This is a genomic window from Bradyrhizobium cedriense (assembly GCF_054602315.1).
Genome location: NZ_JBTSWB010000004.1, coordinates 872,546 through 889,791 on the forward strand (window position 1 = coordinate 872,546; position 17,246 = coordinate 889,791).

Genomic DNA, 17,246 nt, shown 5'->3' on the forward strand with positions numbered 1-17,246 from the left:
CGCACCACACCAACCACGAAGAAACGCCCATGCCTGCTTTCCCTGCCTCCACCACCGTGCTCGACTCCATGCTGTTTCGCGACGCCTTCGGCACGCCCGAGATGCGCGAGGTGTTCTCCGACGTCGCGACGGTCGCGCGCTATGCCGAGGTCGAGGTGGCGCTGGCGAAGGCAGAGGCGAAATGCGGTGTGATCCCGCAAGAGGCGGCCGCAGCGATCGCGGCGCGGACCGACGTCGCCGCGCTGGATTTCGATCTGTTGCGGCAGGAGACCGATGTCGTCGGCTATCCGATCCTCCCTTTGGTGCATCAGATGGTGAAACAATGCGGCGAGGCCGGCCGCTACGTGCATTGGGGCGCCACCACGCAGGACATCATGGACACCGCCGTGGTGCTGCAGCTCCGCGCCGCGATCGAGATCGTCGAACGTGACATCGGCGAGCTGCGCAAAATCCTCGCTGATCTGTCGAAGCGCCATCGCGACACGGCGATGGCGGGCCGAACCCATCTCCAGCAGGCGCTGCCGGTGACCTTCGGCTACAAGACCGCGATCTGGCTCGCGATGTTCGATCGCCACGCCGAGCGGCTGGCGCAGCTGAAGCCGCGCGTTCTAGTCGGCCAGTTCGCCGGCGCTGCCGGCACCCTGGCCTCGCTTGGCGACAAGGGATTCGAGGTGCAGGAGGCGCTCTGCGCCGAGCTGAAGCTCGGCGTTCCCGCCTCGACCTGGCATGTCGCGCGCGACGGCTTTGCGGAGGCGGTGAACTTCCTCGCTCTCGTCACCGGCTCGCTCGGCAAGATAGCGCTCGACATCATGATCATGGCCTCGACCGAATTCGCCGAGGTCTACGAGCCCTTCGTCAAGGGGCGCGGCGCTTCCTCGACCATGCCGCAGAAGCGCAACCCGATCTCCTCCGAACTGATGCTTGCTGCGTCAAAAGCGGTGCGCCAGCACGCTGGTCTCATGCTCGACGCCATGGTGCAGGATTTCGAGCGTGCCACGGGGCCCTGGCACGCCGAATGGATGGCGATCCCCGAAAGCTTCGTGCTGACCGCCGGCGCGCTGCGCCAGGCGAAATTTGCGCTCGCAGGTCTCATCGTGGACGCGGCGAAGATGAACGACAATCTAGCCATCAGCCGCGGCCTGATCGTGGCCGAGGCGGTCATGATGGGGCTCGCGCCGCAGATCGGGCGGCAGGAGGCGCATGACGTCGTCTACGACGCCTGCCGTGAGGCTAACGAGAAGGCAATAAGCCTTGCAGATGCGCTGTCCGCAGATTCACGGATATCGAGCCGCATCGACCGCGCCACGATCGAGGCGCTTACCTCACCGAAAAATTACCTCGGTCTCGCGCCCGCCATGGTTGACCGGGTGCTGAAATCGGCAACGCGTTGAAAACCAAAATGCGTGAAACCACGTATCTTTCATGCGTCGCAAGTCGCTCGTACACTTGTGTCTCGCGATGCTAGACTTAGATTGAATGAACGACTTTCGGCAGAGGGCCCGGCATGACTGACAAACGCAATACCTTAACTCCCATCGATCCCGTGAAGCTCGACCGCCTGGCCGAGGTGGCGGTGAAGGTGGGTCTGGGCTTGCGGCCGGGACAGGATCTGCTTCTGACGGCGCCCGCGATCGCGCTGCCGCTGGTGCGGCGGATCGCCGTGCATGCCTACAAGGCCGGTGCCGGCATCGTGACGCCGATCCTGTCGGACGAGGAGATGACCTTGGCGCGCTACCGCCACGGACATGACAGCAGTTTCGATCGCGCCGCCGGCTGGCTCTACGAAGGCATGGCCAAGGCGTTCTCGGACAACACCGCACGGCTCGCCATCGTCGGCGACAACCCGATGCTGCTGTCGGGCGAGGATCCCTCCAAGGTGGCGCGCGCGAGCAAGGCGAATTCGATGGCCTATCAGCCCGCGCTGGAGAAGATCGTCAATTTCGACACCAACTGGAACATCATCGCCTATCCAAGCCCGTCCTGGGCGAAGCTCGTATTCCCTGACGATTCCGAGGACGTCGCGGTCGGCAAGCTCGCGGATGCGATCTTCGCAGCGTCCCGAGTCGATCGCGAGGACGCGATGGGCAATTGGGCGAACCACAATGCGGTGCTGCGCGAGCGCACCAACTGGCTCAACGGCCAGCGCTTTCGCGCGCTGCAATATTCGGGTCCCGGCACCGATCTGACCATCGGACTTGCCGACGGTCACGAATGGGAAGGCGGCGCCTCGCTCTCCAAGAATGGCATCAGCTGCAACGCCAATATCCCGACTGAAGAGGTCTTCACCACGCCGCATTGCCGCCGCGTCTACGGCCACGTCGTGAGCTCGAAGCCGCTGTCCTACCAGGGCACGCTGATCGACAACATCGCCGTGCGTTTCGAGGACGGCAAGATCGTCGACGCAAAGGCCTCGCGCGGCGCCGAAGTGCTGAACAAGGTGCTCGACACTGACGAGGGCGCGCGGCGCCTCGGCGAAGTGGCGCTGGTGCCGCATTCGTCGCCGATCTCGCAGAGCGGGCTATTGTTCTACAACACGCTCTTCGACGAGAACGCTGCGTCTCACATCGCGCTCGGCCAGTGCTATTCGAAATGCTTCGTCAACGGCGCTCAGCTCACGCCGCAGCAGATCGCGGCGCAAGGCGGCAATCAGAGCCTGATCCATATCGACTGGATGATCGGCTCGGCCGAGACCGACATCGACGGCATTTTGGCCGACGGCAGCAAGGTACCCGTCTTCCGCAAGGGCGAATGGGCGAAGTGACGCCTCTTGCAGGCCTTGCTTCGGGACGCCTGCCGGCGTTGCGCAGCATTGGATCGTCGTCGATGTTGAAGCGGTTGAACAGAGTCGTGAACGGGCTGCCACTGGTGGCTCGCACGATGGTGTCGGAAGCGGTGACCGCCCCGTAAAGCGCGGCAACAGGATCATCCGCCTCCGGCACGTCGAGGCGCACCGCGGATCTCGTGACGAGCCTCATTGACCTCACCCTTGTCGTCGAGTGTCGCTCCCCGCGCGGTCCTCAGATGAGATGTAGAGCACCTCTTGCGACGGCAGCAGGACGAAGGCGCCGCCGGCGCCGTCACTGCCGATCGGCCGCGGTCTTTCGATCGCGCACTTTGTCGCACCCCAGGAAAGATCAGTTCATGTGTCGGGATTCTCAGGCGAATCGTGACGTTAACCGTTTCGCGTTTGAACTGGGGGCTGATGGTCGAGGATCGTGTAAGAAAGAATTAAAAAGCGGCTACTAGCGTCCCGCCGTCTTTCGAAACAATCCGGGCCGAGACCCGACCATTCATTTTATATTTCTCCTGAGGAAGCAGATGTCGCGCGCATTGATTGAAATCGGCAGTTGCAATGTGGACCTCGAGCTGCGGCCGATCGAGCCGTCCTGGATCATCGAGGGCAATCCGGTGTCCCGCTCGCGCGTCCTGTCGACCAGCGCCGACGGCACCGCCCAGACAATCATTTGGCATTGTACCGAAGGACGCTTCAACTGGTATTACGACATCGACGAGACGATCATGATCATGGAAGGATCGATCGTGCTCGAAAGCGACGGCATGCCGCCCAAGCGCTATGGCCCAGGCGACGTCATCTTCTTCCGCGACGGTGCGCATGCCAAATGGTATGTCGAAGGGCACGTCAAGAAGATCGCCTTCTGCCGCAAGACCAATCCGGTGATGATCGGCTTCCTGATCCGTGTCGTCAACAAACTGAAGAAGATCTTCGCCTCCAGCGGCGAGCGCCGTCCGGCCTCGCTCATGGGTGCCGGCTAAAGCGGCAATAAGGTCTCAAGGACGCTTCCCAGCGGCCACGACGAAGAGGGGTCGGGATCAACATCCCGGCCCCTCTTCTTGTCATGACGGCAGTTCGAGCCGGTAAACGTCGATCGCGGTTTGCGAGAACAGCGCCGTCTTTTCGGCCTCGCTCAGGGGTGATGCGATGCGCTTGAAGGCGTTGAAAATCACCTGATAGCTGCACTGGCCCTTGTCCGGCGGGAAATTGCTCTCGAACATCGCTCGCTTCGGACCGAATACCTCGATACATGTCTCGATATAGGGTCGCCACGCCGTGGCGAGTTCCTCGGACGACGGCGGTCTCTCGCGCAGATGGAAGTCGTGGCCGAGCAGGCACATGGCGAGCCCGCCGAGCTTGACCACCACGTTCTCGCACGTCGCGATCTCCTGGATCGATGCGCGCCATTGCGGAAACACCTCCTCGCGCCGGCCTGCAAAACGGCCGACGCCGGCCGGGCCGCCGCAATGGTCGAGCACGATCCTGGTGTCGGGGAATGCGCGCGCCAACTCGGTCAGTTCGCCGATCTGCGGATGGAACAGCCAGGCATCGAAGCTGAGGTTCAGCGGCGCCAGGCAGGCGAAGCCCTTGCGAAAAGTCTCGTCTTGCAACAGCCCCTTCGGCCTGTTCGCATACATGCCGGCAACGATGGGGTCTTCGTCCCAGGCCGAGGAATGCCTGATGCCGCGGAAGCGGCCGTTGCCGGCCGCGATCTCCGCTTCCAGCACCGGCCTCGCCGCATCGCCTAGCAGCAGATTGGCGTGGCTGACGATTCCGGCACAGATCGCCGCTTTGCCGTAGGCGCCGCTCGCGCTCATCGCGGCAACACCGTTGGCGAATTCGACCTCGCCGACGGGCCGGAACGCTTCGGGTCCGTGCGCGCGATACATCGAGCGGCAATCGACATAGACCGTGGCGATGACGTTGTGGCCGGTGGCGATGTCCGCCGCCATCTCCTCGATCAGATAGCGGTGCCCACGATTCCAGAGGTGGTGGTGGGGATCCACGATCGGCCGGGCCGCGTCGATGATCTCCTCCTGATGCAGCGCAAGCCAGTCCTCGCGCGGCTCGACGAATAGCCCGCTGGTATTGGCGGGCAGACCGCTTGTGGCCATCGGCGTTCGCTCCCTCGTTGTTCTTGTACGGGGAGCCTAGCACCTCATCTCGCCGCGCAGCAGCGCGCGCCATGCAACCGCACCCGTCATCGCGGGCACAGCGGCAGTGTCAGCCCTTGCGCCGCTTTGCTCTCACGTCGACTATCAGCCGCCAGTCCGCTGCCGCGGCAGGTCTGACCTCCCCGAGCCAATGGAAGGAATCGCCGGTGATCTCCGTAAAGCTCCAGCGCGTCAACTCGCCGGCTTCGGTCGTGCCTTCCTGCACGATGTCCTCGCCTCGCGGACGGCCGATCTGCTGGCTGAATACGCTGCGGCCGGGGTCGAACCAGGAAATCCGCCATGCGGCGATGGTTGGGTCATAGACGCGCAGCGTCGTGCCGTACCAATTGCCGGCGATCGGAAAGGCCGACGCGCCCGCCGGCCGGGGTATGATCCAGACGTCCTGCACGGCGCGGCCCTCGAGCACCCAGCCGAAATGGATCTCGCCGGGAGCGGTGTGCTTGGATCCGTCAGGTCCATGGGCCGTGATCTCGGCATCCCAGTCGCCGACGAAGCGGCCGTAAAGCTGGAGCGCGGCTGCGTGCTCGGGATGCGGTCGGTCCGCATGCAACAATCTCGCAAAGTCTGTCATGTCGATCTCCTGTTGCGGGGAGATCAGCACCAAAGGCGAACAGCCGGCTTGGAGAAAATTGCGCGTCAGACTCCGTCGAGGATGATCACCGTCGGCTTTGATGGCAGTGCATCCCGCGATATCCGGAACGAACGTTCGGTGCGGCGGTCGATTTCGAAGTCTTGCCCGATCCGGCGCATGAAATCCTCGAGTGGCGTGGCGAAGCGATGCATCGGCAGCACCACGGAGGCGCGCAGCCGCTTGGTGATCTCGGAGATGCCCCCCAGCGACATGGTGTAGGTGCCGTCGATCGGCACCATCACGATGTCCAGCCGCCCGATCTGGGCGAAATGGCTGTCGTCGAGCTTGTGGTGGAGGTGGCCGAGATGACCGATGCAGAGGCCGGCGACCTCGAAGATGAAGATCGAATTGCCGTCGCGGACCATGTCTGTGCCGGCATCGTCGCCGAAATAGCGCCGGATGTCGGTCGTGACGTTGCGGATGAAGGTGTCGCCGATGCGGCCCGACACGATGGCCGGCTTGCCGTCCTCGCTCCAGCCGTGCAGCACATGGGGAATGCGCTTGTCCGGGAACAGGGTGTAGTGGGTGCTGTGGGCCCGGTTCATGGTGACGACGTCCGGCAGCCGGCCGACCTGGTAGGCGCCGCTATAGTCGGTGGCGATGCGCAGGCCGCCGGGCGTATCGATGAAATAGGTCGAGTGGCCGGCATAGGTGATCTCGACCTCGGCGGCGCCGGCAACCTGCCGGAACGCGACCGGCAGCGCGCTGGGCGCCGCATTCGCCATCGCCAGACATTCGCTGCGTTGAGGCAGCTGCTGGGCAAGGGCAGGAGCGAAGGATACGCCGAACAGCGCCAGAGCCGCCGAAACCAGTCGCCACATGCATCCGTCCCCGATGACTTCGGGGGAAAGTCTAGCGCGCTAAGCCGCGCGTCGCCAATGGGCTGCGATCAACAGCGCGTCAGTGTCGCACCTCTTGCGCGTCCTCATTCCCGCCGCGGGCTGAACTTCCAGGTCATGGCAACGAGGCCAGCTGTAATCAGGCCGCTGACGAGGCCGGCGATCGGCAGGGCGAGCAGCAGTGCGGCGGTGGCCGCCCAACCGATCGAGGAAAACGCCTCGGCAAAGGTCGCAAGCCGCGAGGACGTCTGGCGGCGGCGGAATTGGCTGCGCCGGGCCTGCACCCGGAACCAGAGCTGGATTGCAGTCGCGGAGGCCGCGCTTACGACGATCGCGCCGGCGCTGATTGCTGCCTGGAATGGCGAGGCGAAGGCTACGGCTGCGACCAGCGGGCCAAAGATCACGGCGATTGCGATCAGCACCACTTCGATCTTGGCGCGGATGACGCTCGACGGCATCAGCGGCGCGGTGGTGACGAGATCGGGGGCGTCCTCGCCGGAGATCGTCAGCCAGGCGAGCCCGCCCGCAAGCTGTCCGGCCGCCATCACGATGACGGGTGTGATCAGCGTCATGGCCGCGGAACTGTCGGCAAAATTACGCCAGAGCAGGAGCGCTGGCGGCACCAGATAGAGCAACTGCATCAATGTCTGCGAGATCAGCCACGGATCGCGCCACAGGAGCATGAATTCCTTGCGCCGCAGCGCCTGTTGGCGAGATCCGCCGCGGAACGAGCGCTCCCTCGCGCGGACGCGGCCGGACTTGCCGTACGCCGCCGCATCGATCGCGGTGTCGGCGAAACGGTGCGAGAAGACCGCCATGACGCTGCCGAGCAGGACGAGCGCCAGGGAAAGGAGGAGCAGCAGCGCTTCGGTGTCGCCCATGGTCGCCCGCGCCGGCCACCACCAGATGCTGTCCACGTCGGGCGCGTAGGCGGCAAGGCTCCCCGAGGTCAGGATGGTGAAGCGCGACAGCGTGCCGTAGGACATGATCGCGGCGACCTGAAGCGCGATCACGAAGCCCGCGCCGATGATCGCGGCTAGGATCTGCGCAATCAGGCGCGTTCGCGCCGGGCCGATCAGCCGGAACAGGAGAATGGTGACGGCGATCGCGACCGCCGCGGCCGACAGGCCCATCGCGACGACGACGCCGAAGGCGGCAAGCCAGCGCGCACCTCCGCCGATCACCAGCACGTCGATGAAGGGCGTCGAGAACAGCAGCGCGAGCACGGTGACGGTCAGCGCGATCGCGGCGATGCGGACAGAGAACAGATTGGCCAGCGCAGCCGGCGAGGACATGATCAGGTCGAGATCGGCGCGGGCATAGAATACCCGCGTCACCGATTCGATTGCCTGCGACAGCATCAAGGTCCAGGCGAAGAAAATCGTCGCCGAAATCACGATCAGCGAGGATTGGTCGAGCGGCAGCTGCAGGTCGGCGAAACGGCCGATCACCGCCCACGCCGGCAGATGCAGCAGCGCGGCGAAGCAGAGCAGGCCGATCAGTGCAATGCGGGTACGCCTGCGCCTGCCGCCCGTCATCATGGCCAGCCATTCGCGCCAGGCGAGCCGCAGCTCGTGGCGGGCAAACCAGGAGAGGGCGGTTGCCGAGCTCATGCTGCGGCCTGAAGCGTCACCAGCGCGATGAAGAGATCTTCGAGGCTGGTATCGGCATGGCCGTTCTGCTGACGCAGCTCGGCCAGCGTGCCTTCGGCAACCAGGCGCCCGGACGCGATCACGCCGATGCGGTCCGCCATGCGCTCTGCGACCTCGAGAATATGCGTGGTCATGATGACGGTGCAGCCGGCGCGAACGCGCTCGCTCAGCAGGCCCTTGACGTGGCGTGCGGAGACGGCATCGAGCCCCGTCAGCGGCTCATCCAGAATGATGAGGCGGGGATCGTGCACCAGCGCCCCTGCAAGAGCGACCTTCTGGCGCATGCCCTTGGAAAAGCCCTCGCAGCGTTCGTTCCGGTGCGGCTCGAGCCCGAGCGAACTGAGCAACTCCTGCGCGACCGGTTCCGAGGCCGAGGGGGCGATGCCCCAGAGGCCGGCGACGAATTCGAGGTATTCGAGCGGGGTCAGCTTGTCGTAGATCATGGGCTCGTCGGAGACCCACGCCATCACCTGCTTGGCGGCGGCGGGACTCTGCAACGCATCGATGCCGAAGATCGAGACGGCGCCGGCATCCGGGCGCAGGAGGCCCGCAACCATGCGCAAGCTGGTGGTCTTGCCGGCGCCGTTGGGGCCGACCAGCGCATAGAATTCTCCGGCATGAATGGTGAGATCGAGGCTGTCGACCGCCAGACGGTCAAAACGCTTCGTTAACCCTCGGACTTCCAGCGCCGAGTTGTCCGGCTTCATGACGGCCCCACCATCCGGTTTTGCATCGCCCGCGACCATGACCCGAAGTTCGTTTCGGCACCGTGAATGTGCTGCCGCAAATTCCGTCACCCGGTCTGGACCAAGGCAAGTCACCGTTTGTTGACAGCGCCTGACGGTTCAGGCTGAATTGGCGCCGGGACAAATGGCGCTAACGCAGCGAAACGACTGCGTAGCGACTGGACACAAGATGCGGCAAGGCGGTCACGAAGAACCGACGGCTGCATCGGGAGGACGCGCGTCGATGCTGGATTTTGTTCAGCAGCTGGTCAGCGGTGTTGCGCTCGGCTGCGTTTACGGCCTGATCGCGCTCGGCTTCGTGCTCGTGTACAAGGCCACCGAGGTCGTCAACTTCGCCCAGGGCGATCTGATGATGCTGGGCGGCTTCTTCGCCTTCACCTTCATCGGCATGATGGGCCTGAACTACTGGATCGGCTTCGCAGGTGCGGTGGCCGCGATGGCGCTGTTCGGCATGCTGGCGGAGCGCGTGGTGGTGCGGCCGATCCTCGGCTATCCGCAGTTCTCGATCATCATGGCGACGATCGGCCTCGGCTACTTCCTGCGCTCGGTCGCGGGCATGATCTGGGGCACCGACGACCTGAAGATCGAGACGCCGTTCAGTCAGGGCGTGCTGCGGATGGGCTCGCTGGTGCTCGCCTACGACAAGCTGTCGGTGATCGCGGCGACGATGATCCTGTGCGCGCTGCTCTGGCTTTTCTTCAACAAGACCATGCTCGGCACCGCGATGCGCGCCAGTTCCGAGAACATGCTGGCGGCCTACTATATGGGCATTCCGGTCAAACGCGTGGTGTCGGTCGTCTGGGCGATCAGTGCGGCGGTCGCGACCTGCGCCGGCGTGCTGCTGGCTCCGATCACCTTCATCCACTCCAATGTCGGCCTCGTGCTCGGCCTGAAGGCATTTCCCGCCGCCGTGCTCGGCGGCTTCGGCTCTATCCCCGGCGCAGTGGTCGGCGGCGTCCTGATCGGGGTGATCGAGAGCATGGCCGGCTTCTACCTGCCGGAGGGCTGGAAGGACGTCGCGCCCTATGTCGTGCTGTTGACGGTGCTGCTCCTGAAGCCCGAAGGCCTGTTCGGCCTCCACGTCCGCAAGAAGGTCTGAACGCCATGCGCTTCATGTTCAAGACCGATTATGAAGACGACATCAGGCTGTTTCCGCATTCGGGCTACATTGTCACCTACGGCGTCCTGCTCGCCGTGCTGCTGATCGCACCCCATGTGCTGTCCAGCTACTTGATGAGCCAGCTCGTCTTCGTCTGCATCTATGCAACCGTCGGCGTGGCGCTCTTGATCCTGACCGGCTTCACCGGCCAGGCTTCGCTCGGGCACGCCGCGTTCCTCGCGATCGGGGCCTATACCGCGGCCTATCTGCAGAAATACAACGTCCCGTTCCCGGTCTACTTCCTCGCCGCCGGCCTCCTGACCGGCATCATCGGCGCGATGGTCGGCTTCCCCGCGCTGCGCCTGACCGGCATCTATCTCGTCATCGCCACCATCTCCTTTGCCCTGATCGTGGAGGAGATCCTGGCGCGCTGGGAGAGCGTGACCCACGGCAATGAGGGCATGCGGGTCAAGACGCTGTCGCTGCTCGGCGTCGCGGTGCCGCGCGACAGCCCGACCTTCTATTATCTCTGTCTTGCCGTGCTGGTGCTGACCATCGTCGGCACGCTCAATTTGCTGCGCTCGCCGACCGGCCGGGCCTTCGTCGCGATCCGCGACTCCGAGACGGCGGCGCGCAGCATGGGCGTCAATGTCGCGCTCTACAAGGTGAAGTCGTTCGCGATCTCGGCCGCGATCACCGGCTTTGCCGGCGTGCTGTTCGCCCACAAGCTCTCCTTCATCTCGCCGGAGATGTTCACGCTCCAGCTCTCGATCGAGTTCATCATCGTGATCCTGATCGGCGGCACCTTCAGCCTGCATGGGGCGGTCCTGGGCGCGATCTTCATCGTGATGATCGATCCCTTCCTGACCTATCTGAAGGACGACATGCCCGGCATCATCGCCGGCATTGCCGCAACGTTCGGGGCGGGCTCGGCGACGGCTGCCAATATCCAATCGACCGTCGCTGCCTTCGCCTCGCTCAACGGGCTGAAGGGCGCGATCTACGGCATCATCATCGTCTTGTTCGTGCTGTTCGAGCCGCTCGGCCTCTATGGCCGCTGGCTGAAGATCAAGCTCTTCTTCCAGCTGTTCCCGCTCTACAAGCGCGCGACCTTCAAGCGGCAGAAGATCTACGTGAAGTCGGAGCGCAATCGATGAGCTATTTCCGCGCCGAGAACCTGTCGCTGCATTTCGGCGGTCTCAAGGCCGTCGATGCAGTCTCGTTCGCGGTCGAGAAAGGCGAGATTCTCTCGATCATCGGCCCCAACGGCGCCGGCAAGAGCTCGATCTTCAACCTGATCTCGCGGATCTACCGGCCGACCTCGGGCCGCATCTTCTTCGAAGACCAGGACGTCACCGAACAGCCGCCCTACGACATCGCCAAGCTCGGCATCGCCCGCACCTTCCAGAACATCGAGCTGTTCGAGAACGCGACCGTGCTCTCCAACCTGCTGGTCGGCCGCCACCGTCATTCCACCACCCAGCTCTGGCAGGAGCTGCTGTTTTTGCCGAGCGTGCGGGCCAACGAGAAGGTGCACCGTCGCCGGGTCGAGCAGGTCATCGAATTCCTCGATCTCGAGCCCTATCGCGACAAGCTCATCTCGGGCCTGCCCTATGGCGTGCGGAAGGTGATCGAGCTTGCCCGCGCGCTTTGCTCGGAGCCGAAGCTGATCCTGCTCGACGAGCCGTCCTCCGGCCTCAATGTCGAAGAGACCGGCGACATGTCGTTCTGGATCCGCGACATGAGGAGCGAGCTCGGCATCACCGTACTGATGGTCGAACACGACATGTCGCTGGTCAATCGCGTCTCCGATCGCGTCATCGCGCTGAACTACGGCCGGGTGCTGGCGATGGGTTCGCCCGCCGAAGTGCAGCAGCATCCCGACGTCGTCGCCGCGTATCTGGGAGCTTGAAGCGATGGATGCGACCGCGACGCCCGAGACCATCCTGAAGCTCTCGAACATCGAGAGCTACTACGGGCCCATCATGGCGATTCGGGGCATCTCGCTGGAGGTGCCGCGCGGTCGCATCGTCACGCTGCTCGGGGCCAACGGAGCCGGCAAGACCACGGTGCTGAAGACCATCTCGGGCATCCTCGATCCGCAGAAAGGCGCCATCGAGTTCATGGGCAAGCCGATCCAGCGCATGGAAGCCGACAGGATCGTGCGGCTCGGCCTCAGCCACGTGCCGGAGGGGCGCGAGGTGTTCCCGTTCCTCTCGGTGCGCGAGAACCTGATGATGGGCGCCTATCCGCGCAAGGATCGGGACGGCGTCGCGGAGGATCTGGAGCGCGTCTACGGCTACTTCCCGCGCCTGAGGGAGCGGATCAACCAGCCCGCCGGCCAGCTCTCCGGCGGCGAGCAGCAGATGCTCGCGATCGGGCGCGCCTTGATGAACCGGCCGACGCTGCTGCTGCTCGACGAGCCTTCCCTCGGCCTGTCGCCGCTGCTGGTGAAGGAGATCTTCACCATCATCCGCCGCGTCAACGAGGAGCAGGGGATGTCGATCCTTTTGGTCGAGCAGAACGCCAAGGTGGCGCTGGAGACGGCCCATTACGGCTACGTGCTCGAGATCGGCCGGATCGTGATGAACGACAGCTGCGACCGCTTGATGCATTCCCAGGACATCCAGGAGTTCTACCTTGGCGCCAAGGAAGCGGGCGCGCGCGGCGAGCGGCGCTGGAAAAAGAAGAAGACGTGGCGGTGAGGACGAGCTGGCAGTAAGATGAGCTTGCCATCCGCAACAGAGACCGCCGGCAAGGCAGGCAGCGGAGGCAGGCGACGAGGAGGAGGAGAGACGCATGGCCCGACCGGCGGTGCTGACGGTCGCTGATACGATCGCGAAGAGCTTCTTGCGCGCCGCCGAGACGCGGGGCGACAGGCCGGCGATCCGCGAGAAGAAGTTCGGCATCTGGCAGCCGACGAGCTGGCGTGAATGGCTGGAGAACTCGAAGGAGATCGCCTACGCGCTTCGCGCGATCGGCTTCATGCCTGGCGACGTCGCCTCCATCGTCGCCAACGCCGTCCCGGAATGGGTCCATGCCGACATGGGTATTCTGTGCGCCGGCGGCGTCTCCTCCGGAATCTATCCGACCGATTCCTCGTCCCAGGTCGAGTATCTCGTCAACGATTCCCGCACCAAGGTGATCTTCGCCGAGGACGAGGAGCAGCTCGACAAGATTCTCACCTGCCGTGCGCGCTGCCCATCCCTGCAGAAGATCATCGTGTTCGACATGGAGGGCCTGAGCGGCTTCTCCGACGACATGGTGATGTCGATCGACGAGCTTCGCGCGCTCGGCCGCAACCACATGGTCGGCCGCGAAGCGCTGTGGCAGGAGATGATCGACAGCCGCGGCGCCGACGATCTCGCAATCCTCGTCTATACGTCCGGCACGACGGGCCCGCCCAAGGGCGCGATGCACGCCAACCGCAGCGTCACCCACCAGATGCGGCACGCCAACGACTTCATCCCGGCACGAGAGAACGAAGACCGGCTGATCTTCCTTCCGCTCTGCCACGTCGCCGAGCGCATCGGAGGCTATTACATCTCGGTCGCGCTGGGCTCGGTGATGAATTTTGCCGAGAGCACGGAGACCGTGCCGGACAATCTGCGGGAGGTGCAGCCCACCGTCTTCCTGGCGGTGCCGCGGGTCTGGGAAAAGTTCCATTCCGCCATCACCATTGCGCTGAAGGACGCGACGCCGCTCCAGCAATGGGTCTATCGCCGCGCCATCGCCGTCGGCTACCGCATGGTCGAGTGCAGGGTCGAGGGCAGGGTGCCGCCGCTGTCGCTACGCATCGCCAATCGCATCGCCTACCAGGTCGCGTTCCGCAACATCCGCCGCATGATTGGGCTCGACCGCTGCCGCATCGCCTTCACTGGGGCGGCGCCGATCGCACCGGAGCTGATCCGCTGGTATCTGGCGCTCGGCATCGACATGCACGAGGTCTACGGCCAGACCGAGAATTGCGGCGTCGCCACCATGATGCCGGCGGAAAGAATCAAGCTCGGCTCGGTCGGCACCGCGGTGCCCTGGGGCGAGGTGGCGCTGTCGCCCGAGGGGGAGATCCTGATCAAGGGCGACTTCCTGTTCATGGGCTACCTGAACCAGCCCGAGAAGACCGCCGAGACCATCGATGCCCGCGGCTGGCTACATACGGGCGACGTCGGCTCCATCGACAATGAGGGCTTCGTCCGGATCACCGACCGGATGAAGGACATCATCATCACCTCCGGCGGCAAGAACATCACGCCTTCCGAGATCGAGAACCAGCTCAAGTTCTCGCCCTACATCTCGGATGCCGTGGTGATCGGCGACAAGCGGCCGTATCTCACCTGCCTCGTGATGATCGACCAGGAGAATGTGGAGAAGTTCGCCCAGGACCACGACATTCCGTTCACCAATTATGCCAGCCTGTGCCGGGCGACGGAGATCCAGGACCTGATCTGGCGCGAGATCGAAGCGGTCAATGCCAACTTCGCCCGCGTCGAGACCATCAAGAGATTCTACCTGATCGAGCGGCAGCTCAGTCCCGAGGACGAGGAACTGACGCCGACCATGAAGCTGAAGCGCGGCTTCGTGAACAAACGCTACGCCGCCGAGATCGAGGCGATGTATCGCGAGCGCGCGGTGGCGTGAGGCGCCTGCAAATTCGAGAAAGCGAAGGAGCCATGGCCCCGCCCTTCGTACAACACGGGCCTTGAGGAGAGGAGACGTCAATGTCGAAATCGTTCAGGACGTTCGGCCTTGCGGTGGGCGCTGTGGCCCTCACCTGTTTGCCGGCCGCAGCGCAAACCAAGGTCACCAACGAAGGCATCTCGGCAACCGAGATCGTCATCGGCACCCATCAGGACCTGTCGGGTCCGATCAAGGGCTGGGGCGTGCCCGTCTCCAACGGCATGAAGATGGCGGTCGACGAGATCAACGCAGGCGGCGGCATCCACGGCCGCAAGATCCGGCTGGTCATCGAGGATAGCGGCTACGATCCGAAGAAGGCGGTGCTGGCATCGCAGAAGCTGATCGAGCGCGACAAGATCTTCGCGATGGTGGGGCCGATGGGATCGCCGACGGTGCTCGCCGCGCAGGACATCCTGCTCGACGCCGGCGTGCTTCAGCTGTTCCCGCTAACGGCGGCCGAGTTCACCTTCAAGTTCGATCCGGCCAAGCCGCAGGAGCGGCTGAAGTTCAACAATCTGCTGCCCTATGTCGAGAGCACGCGTGCGGCGCTGAAATACATGATGGAGTGGAAGCAATTCAAGAAGCCCTGCATCATGCACCAGGACGACGAGTACGGTAAGAACGTGCTCGACGGCTTCAATCAGCAGCTCTCAGCCATGAAGGTGCAGCCGGCCTCGGTCACGAGCTACAAGCGCGGCGCGTCCGATTTCAGCGCGCAAGTCGCCAAGATGAAGTCCGACGGCTGCGATCTCGTCGTGCTCGGCGCGGTCCTCCGTGAGCCCATCGGCGCCATGACCGAGGCCAAGAAGCTCGGCTGGGACGTCACCTTCCTCGGAGCGACGCCGACCAACGTGATGGAGGTGCCGATGCTCGGCAAGGAAGCCGTCGAAGGCCTCTACGCCGCGAGCGGCTTCGAGATTCCTTACGAGGACACCGCCAAGGGCAAGGTCAAGGACTGGCTCGTCAACTACAAGAAGATGTTTGGCACCGACGCCAACACGCAGGCGATCATCGGCTACAATGCGGTGATGACGTTTGCGTTCTACGCGAACAAGGCGGGCAAGGAGCTCACGGGCCAGAAGATGCTCGATTCGCTTGAGTCGGGCGACAAGTTCCTCGACATCTTCAACTCACCGCCGACCAAGTTCTCCAAGACCGACCACCTCGCCAACACCATCACCCAGGTGCAGCAGGTCAAGGGCGGCCGCTGGGTGCTGGTGAAGGACAATCTGATGTTTTGATCAAGGGCGGCGCTCACGGCACGAACGGTGCACCCTCTCCCCTTGCGGGTCCTTGCGGGAGAGGGTGGCATAGGCGGTCTTCGGCCGCCGTTCTCAGAACGCTGATGCTCGCTTTGGCTATGGCAAAGCGGCGAGCCGGGTGAAGGATATCTATCTTCAAGTCTCGCGAATGGTGAGAATTCCTGATCCGGAGCTTCGCGCCACCTTCACCCACAAGGGGAGAAGCAAGAAGGGAGCCTAGGAGCCCTCGCCCGCCGTGCCGGAATTCACAGGGGCCAGCTCGTCCTCCCGGCAGCGCCAGCCGTCGGCGGCTTTGACGAAAGCGAAAGTCCGCTGGATCCTCAGGCGGCGCGTGACGTTGAAGGCTTCTGCGGAGCGCTCCTTGTTGCCGGCGCCCGGCTGTGGACGGCCCGTCCTCGCGTCCCAGCAGGTGCCGGTGCAGGCGGAGGCGACCTTGCTGCACATGGTGAAGGGCGCCAGCACGGCCATCTCGATCTCGCCCGTGACCTGCGCCTCCTGCTCGGTCACCTGGCTGTCGAGCGCGTAGACGCGGTTGATGCGCAGGAAGTTGCCGCAGGAATTGGCGGCGTGGATGCGCGCGGCGCAGAAATCGACTGCGTCGGTGTCGGGCGAGCGGGCCGCGACCTGCCGGCCGAACACCTTCTTTGGGTCGCCTTTGGCCGCGCGGATTTCATCGGTCTTGCGCTTTAATTGATCGGCGAGGCAGTCCTCTGCGGATTCCAGCTCTTGCAGCGGCACGTTCTCCTTGCCGACCAGATTGCATTTGCGGTCGCGCTCTCGCGTCCACCTTCCGTATTCGGCAAAGGCAAAGCGGGCTGCGGTCGGGTCCAGCTTGCCGATCAGGGCCAGCACCTGGCCGTTGAGCTCGGTTTCGGCAACCGCCAGCGATGGGTCCGCGCAGATCAGCGCGCCCGCTGCGGTGTTGGCGGCGAGGCAGTCGAAATCCGGATCGCGCACGATCGCGGCGCGCTCCTCGGTGACCTTGAACAGGCACGCCTTGACCCGGTCGAATTCGTCGGCCCGGATCGCGGTCTGTCCGACGATGCCGCAGCTGAGATTGCGCTGGCGGATCCAGATCGCATTCTCCTCGATCCCAGGCAGGCGATCGGGCAGGCGGGCGAGCCGCGCCTCGATCGCCATGCTCAGTTTCTCGGCGGCGGCGGCAAGCCCGGCATCACCGCAGAACAATTGGTTGGCGGGGTCGCGAATCTTCTGGCAGTTGTTCTTGGCAAACAGCGGCAGCCTGTCGGCGATCGAGCGGTCGGATTGCGCGCACGCGGGTGCCGCCGGCAATGCCAGCAGAGCAAGCACGGACAGCACGATGAATCGCATCCCGGTCGCCCCCGCAAAGCCGGGGCATGCTAGCGTCCCG

The 17,246-nt window shown here is 64.2% G+C and carries 15 protein-coding genes; 9 read left to right on the top strand and 6 right to left on the bottom strand.

Annotated elements, in window-relative coordinates:
• Positions 1–29: 29 nt before the first annotated feature.
• The 3 genes from pcaB to ACYCVF_RS20785 all read left to right on the top strand — a co-directional run bounded on the left by pcaB (position 30) and on the right by ACYCVF_RS20785 (position 3,774).
• On the top strand, positions 30–1,391 hold the full coding sequence (pcaB, locus tag ACYCVF_RS20775; protein WP_459599464.1) for a 3-carboxy-cis,cis-muconate cycloisomerase: 1,362 nt from the start codon (positions 30–32) through the stop codon (positions 1,389–1,391).
• Positions 1,392–1,504: 113 nt separating this feature from the next.
• Entirely contained in the window at positions 1,505–2,761 is a 1,257-nt protein-coding gene (locus ACYCVF_RS20780; RefSeq protein WP_459599466.1) for an aminopeptidase, read from the top strand.
• A 557-nt stretch (positions 2,762–3,318) separates the two neighbouring features.
• Positions 3,319–3,774, top strand: a complete 456-nt coding sequence (locus tag ACYCVF_RS20785) for a cupin domain-containing protein (protein ID WP_459599468.1) — start codon at positions 3,319–3,321, stop codon at positions 3,772–3,774.
• Between the two features lie 81 nt (positions 3,775–3,855).
• Here ACYCVF_RS20785 and ACYCVF_RS20790 read toward each other — a convergent pair whose 3' ends face one another.
• From ACYCVF_RS20790 to ACYCVF_RS20810, 5 genes are all read right to left on the bottom strand, one after another.
• The gene (locus tag ACYCVF_RS20790) at positions 3,856–4,908 is read right to left on the bottom strand and encodes an amidohydrolase family protein (protein WP_459599470.1); all 1,053 of its coding nucleotides are present in this window, start codon (positions 4,906–4,908) and stop codon (positions 3,856–3,858) included.
• Positions 4,909–5,017: 109 nt separating this feature from the next.
• Positions 5,018–5,539: a hypothetical protein gene (locus ACYCVF_RS20795; RefSeq protein ID WP_459599472.1), complete on the bottom strand. Its 522-nt coding sequence runs from the start codon at positions 5,537–5,539 to the stop codon at positions 5,018–5,020.
• Positions 5,540–5,604: 65 nt separating this feature from the next.
• Positions 5,605–6,420: an MBL fold metallo-hydrolase gene (locus tag ACYCVF_RS20800; RefSeq protein WP_459599474.1), complete on the bottom strand. Its 816-nt coding sequence runs from the start codon at positions 6,418–6,420 to the stop codon at positions 5,605–5,607.
• Between the two features lie 104 nt (positions 6,421–6,524).
• Positions 6,525–8,051 (bottom strand): permease, encoded by a 1,527-nt coding sequence (locus ACYCVF_RS20805; RefSeq protein ID WP_459599476.1) that lies wholly within the window; start codon positions 8,049–8,051, stop codon positions 6,525–6,527.
• A complete protein-coding gene (locus ACYCVF_RS20810) occupies positions 8,048–8,797 on the bottom strand; it encodes an ABC transporter ATP-binding protein (protein WP_459599478.1) in 750 nt (249 codons plus the stop codon). Before ACYCVF_RS20810 ends, ACYCVF_RS20805 begins: the two co-directional genes overlap by 4 nt.
• A 262-nt stretch (positions 8,798–9,059) precedes the next feature.
• On the opposite strand from ACYCVF_RS20810, the gene ACYCVF_RS20815 reads away from it, so the two are divergent.
• From ACYCVF_RS20815 to ACYCVF_RS20840, 6 genes are all read left to right on the top strand, one after another.
• Entirely contained in the window at positions 9,060–9,935 is an 876-nt protein-coding gene (locus ACYCVF_RS20815) for a branched-chain amino acid ABC transporter permease (protein WP_122405871.1), read from the top strand.
• A 5-nt stretch (positions 9,936–9,940) separates the two neighbouring features.
• The gene (locus tag ACYCVF_RS20820; protein ID WP_459599480.1) at positions 9,941–11,092 is read left to right on the top strand and encodes a branched-chain amino acid ABC transporter permease; all 1,152 of its coding nucleotides are present in this window, start codon (positions 9,941–9,943) and stop codon (positions 11,090–11,092) included.
• The gene (locus ACYCVF_RS20825; RefSeq protein ID WP_459599482.1) at positions 11,089–11,847 is read left to right on the top strand and encodes an ABC transporter ATP-binding protein; all 759 of its coding nucleotides are present in this window, start codon (positions 11,089–11,091) and stop codon (positions 11,845–11,847) included. The genes ACYCVF_RS20820 and ACYCVF_RS20825 overlap by 4 nt, the downstream gene beginning before the upstream one ends.
• Positions 11,848–11,851: 4 nt before the next feature.
• Positions 11,852–12,640: an ABC transporter ATP-binding protein gene (locus ACYCVF_RS20830; protein ID WP_459599484.1), complete on the top strand. Its 789-nt coding sequence runs from the start codon at positions 11,852–11,854 to the stop codon at positions 12,638–12,640.
• 94 nt (positions 12,641–12,734) lie between these two features.
• The gene (locus ACYCVF_RS20835) at positions 12,735–14,573 is read left to right on the top strand and encodes an AMP-dependent synthetase/ligase (RefSeq protein ID WP_459599486.1); all 1,839 of its coding nucleotides are present in this window, start codon (positions 12,735–12,737) and stop codon (positions 14,571–14,573) included.
• Positions 14,574–14,653: 80 nt separating this feature from the next.
• Complete coding sequence (locus ACYCVF_RS20840) at positions 14,654–15,853, top strand: ABC transporter substrate-binding protein (protein WP_459599488.1); 1,200 nt, start codon at positions 14,654–14,656, stop codon at positions 15,851–15,853.
• A 237-nt stretch (positions 15,854–16,090) separates the two neighbouring features.
• Here ACYCVF_RS20840 and ACYCVF_RS20845 read toward each other — a convergent pair whose 3' ends face one another.
• Positions 16,091–17,206, bottom strand: a complete 1,116-nt coding sequence (locus ACYCVF_RS20845) for a lysozyme inhibitor LprI family protein (RefSeq protein WP_459599490.1) — start codon at positions 17,204–17,206, stop codon at positions 16,091–16,093.
• Between the last annotated feature and the right edge of the window lie 40 nt (positions 17,207–17,246).

Excerpts from the sequence above, each read along its gene's own strand:
- pcaB (WP_459599464.1), top strand. The coding sequence starts at position 30 with ATGCCTGCTTTCCCTGCCTCCACCACCGTGCTCGACTCCATGCTGTTT.
- ACYCVF_RS20780 (WP_459599466.1), top strand. The coding sequence starts at position 1,505 with ATGACTGACAAACGCAATACCTTAACTCCCATCGATCCCGTGAAGCTC.
- ACYCVF_RS20785 (WP_459599468.1), top strand. The coding sequence starts at position 3,319 with ATGTCGCGCGCATTGATTGAAATCGGCAGTTGCAATGTGGACCTCGAG.
- ACYCVF_RS20790 (WP_459599470.1), bottom strand. The coding sequence starts at position 4,908 with ATGGCCACAAGCGGTCTGCCCGCCAATACCAGCGGGCTATTCGTCGAG.
- ACYCVF_RS20795 (WP_459599472.1), bottom strand. The coding sequence starts at position 5,539 with ATGACAGACTTTGCGAGATTGTTGCATGCGGACCGACCGCATCCCGAG.
- ACYCVF_RS20800 (WP_459599474.1), bottom strand. The coding sequence starts at position 6,420 with ATGTGGCGACTGGTTTCGGCGGCTCTGGCGCTGTTCGGCGTATCCTTC.
- ACYCVF_RS20805 (WP_459599476.1), bottom strand. The coding sequence starts at position 8,051 with ATGAGCTCGGCAACCGCCCTCTCCTGGTTTGCCCGCCACGAGCTGCGG.
- ACYCVF_RS20810 (WP_459599478.1), bottom strand. The coding sequence starts at position 8,797 with ATGAAGCCGGACAACTCGGCGCTGGAAGTCCGAGGGTTAACGAAGCGT.
- ACYCVF_RS20815 (WP_122405871.1), top strand. The coding sequence starts at position 9,060 with ATGCTGGATTTTGTTCAGCAGCTGGTCAGCGGTGTTGCGCTCGGCTGC.
- ACYCVF_RS20820 (WP_459599480.1), top strand. The coding sequence starts at position 9,941 with ATGCGCTTCATGTTCAAGACCGATTATGAAGACGACATCAGGCTGTTT.
- ACYCVF_RS20825 (WP_459599482.1), top strand. The coding sequence starts at position 11,089 with ATGAGCTATTTCCGCGCCGAGAACCTGTCGCTGCATTTCGGCGGTCTC.
- ACYCVF_RS20830 (WP_459599484.1), top strand. The coding sequence starts at position 11,852 with ATGGATGCGACCGCGACGCCCGAGACCATCCTGAAGCTCTCGAACATC.
- ACYCVF_RS20835 (WP_459599486.1), top strand. The coding sequence starts at position 12,735 with ATGGCCCGACCGGCGGTGCTGACGGTCGCTGATACGATCGCGAAGAGC.
- ACYCVF_RS20840 (WP_459599488.1), top strand. The coding sequence starts at position 14,654 with ATGTCGAAATCGTTCAGGACGTTCGGCCTTGCGGTGGGCGCTGTGGCC.
- ACYCVF_RS20845 (WP_459599490.1), bottom strand. The coding sequence starts at position 17,206 with ATGCGATTCATCGTGCTGTCCGTGCTTGCTCTGCTGGCATTGCCGGCG.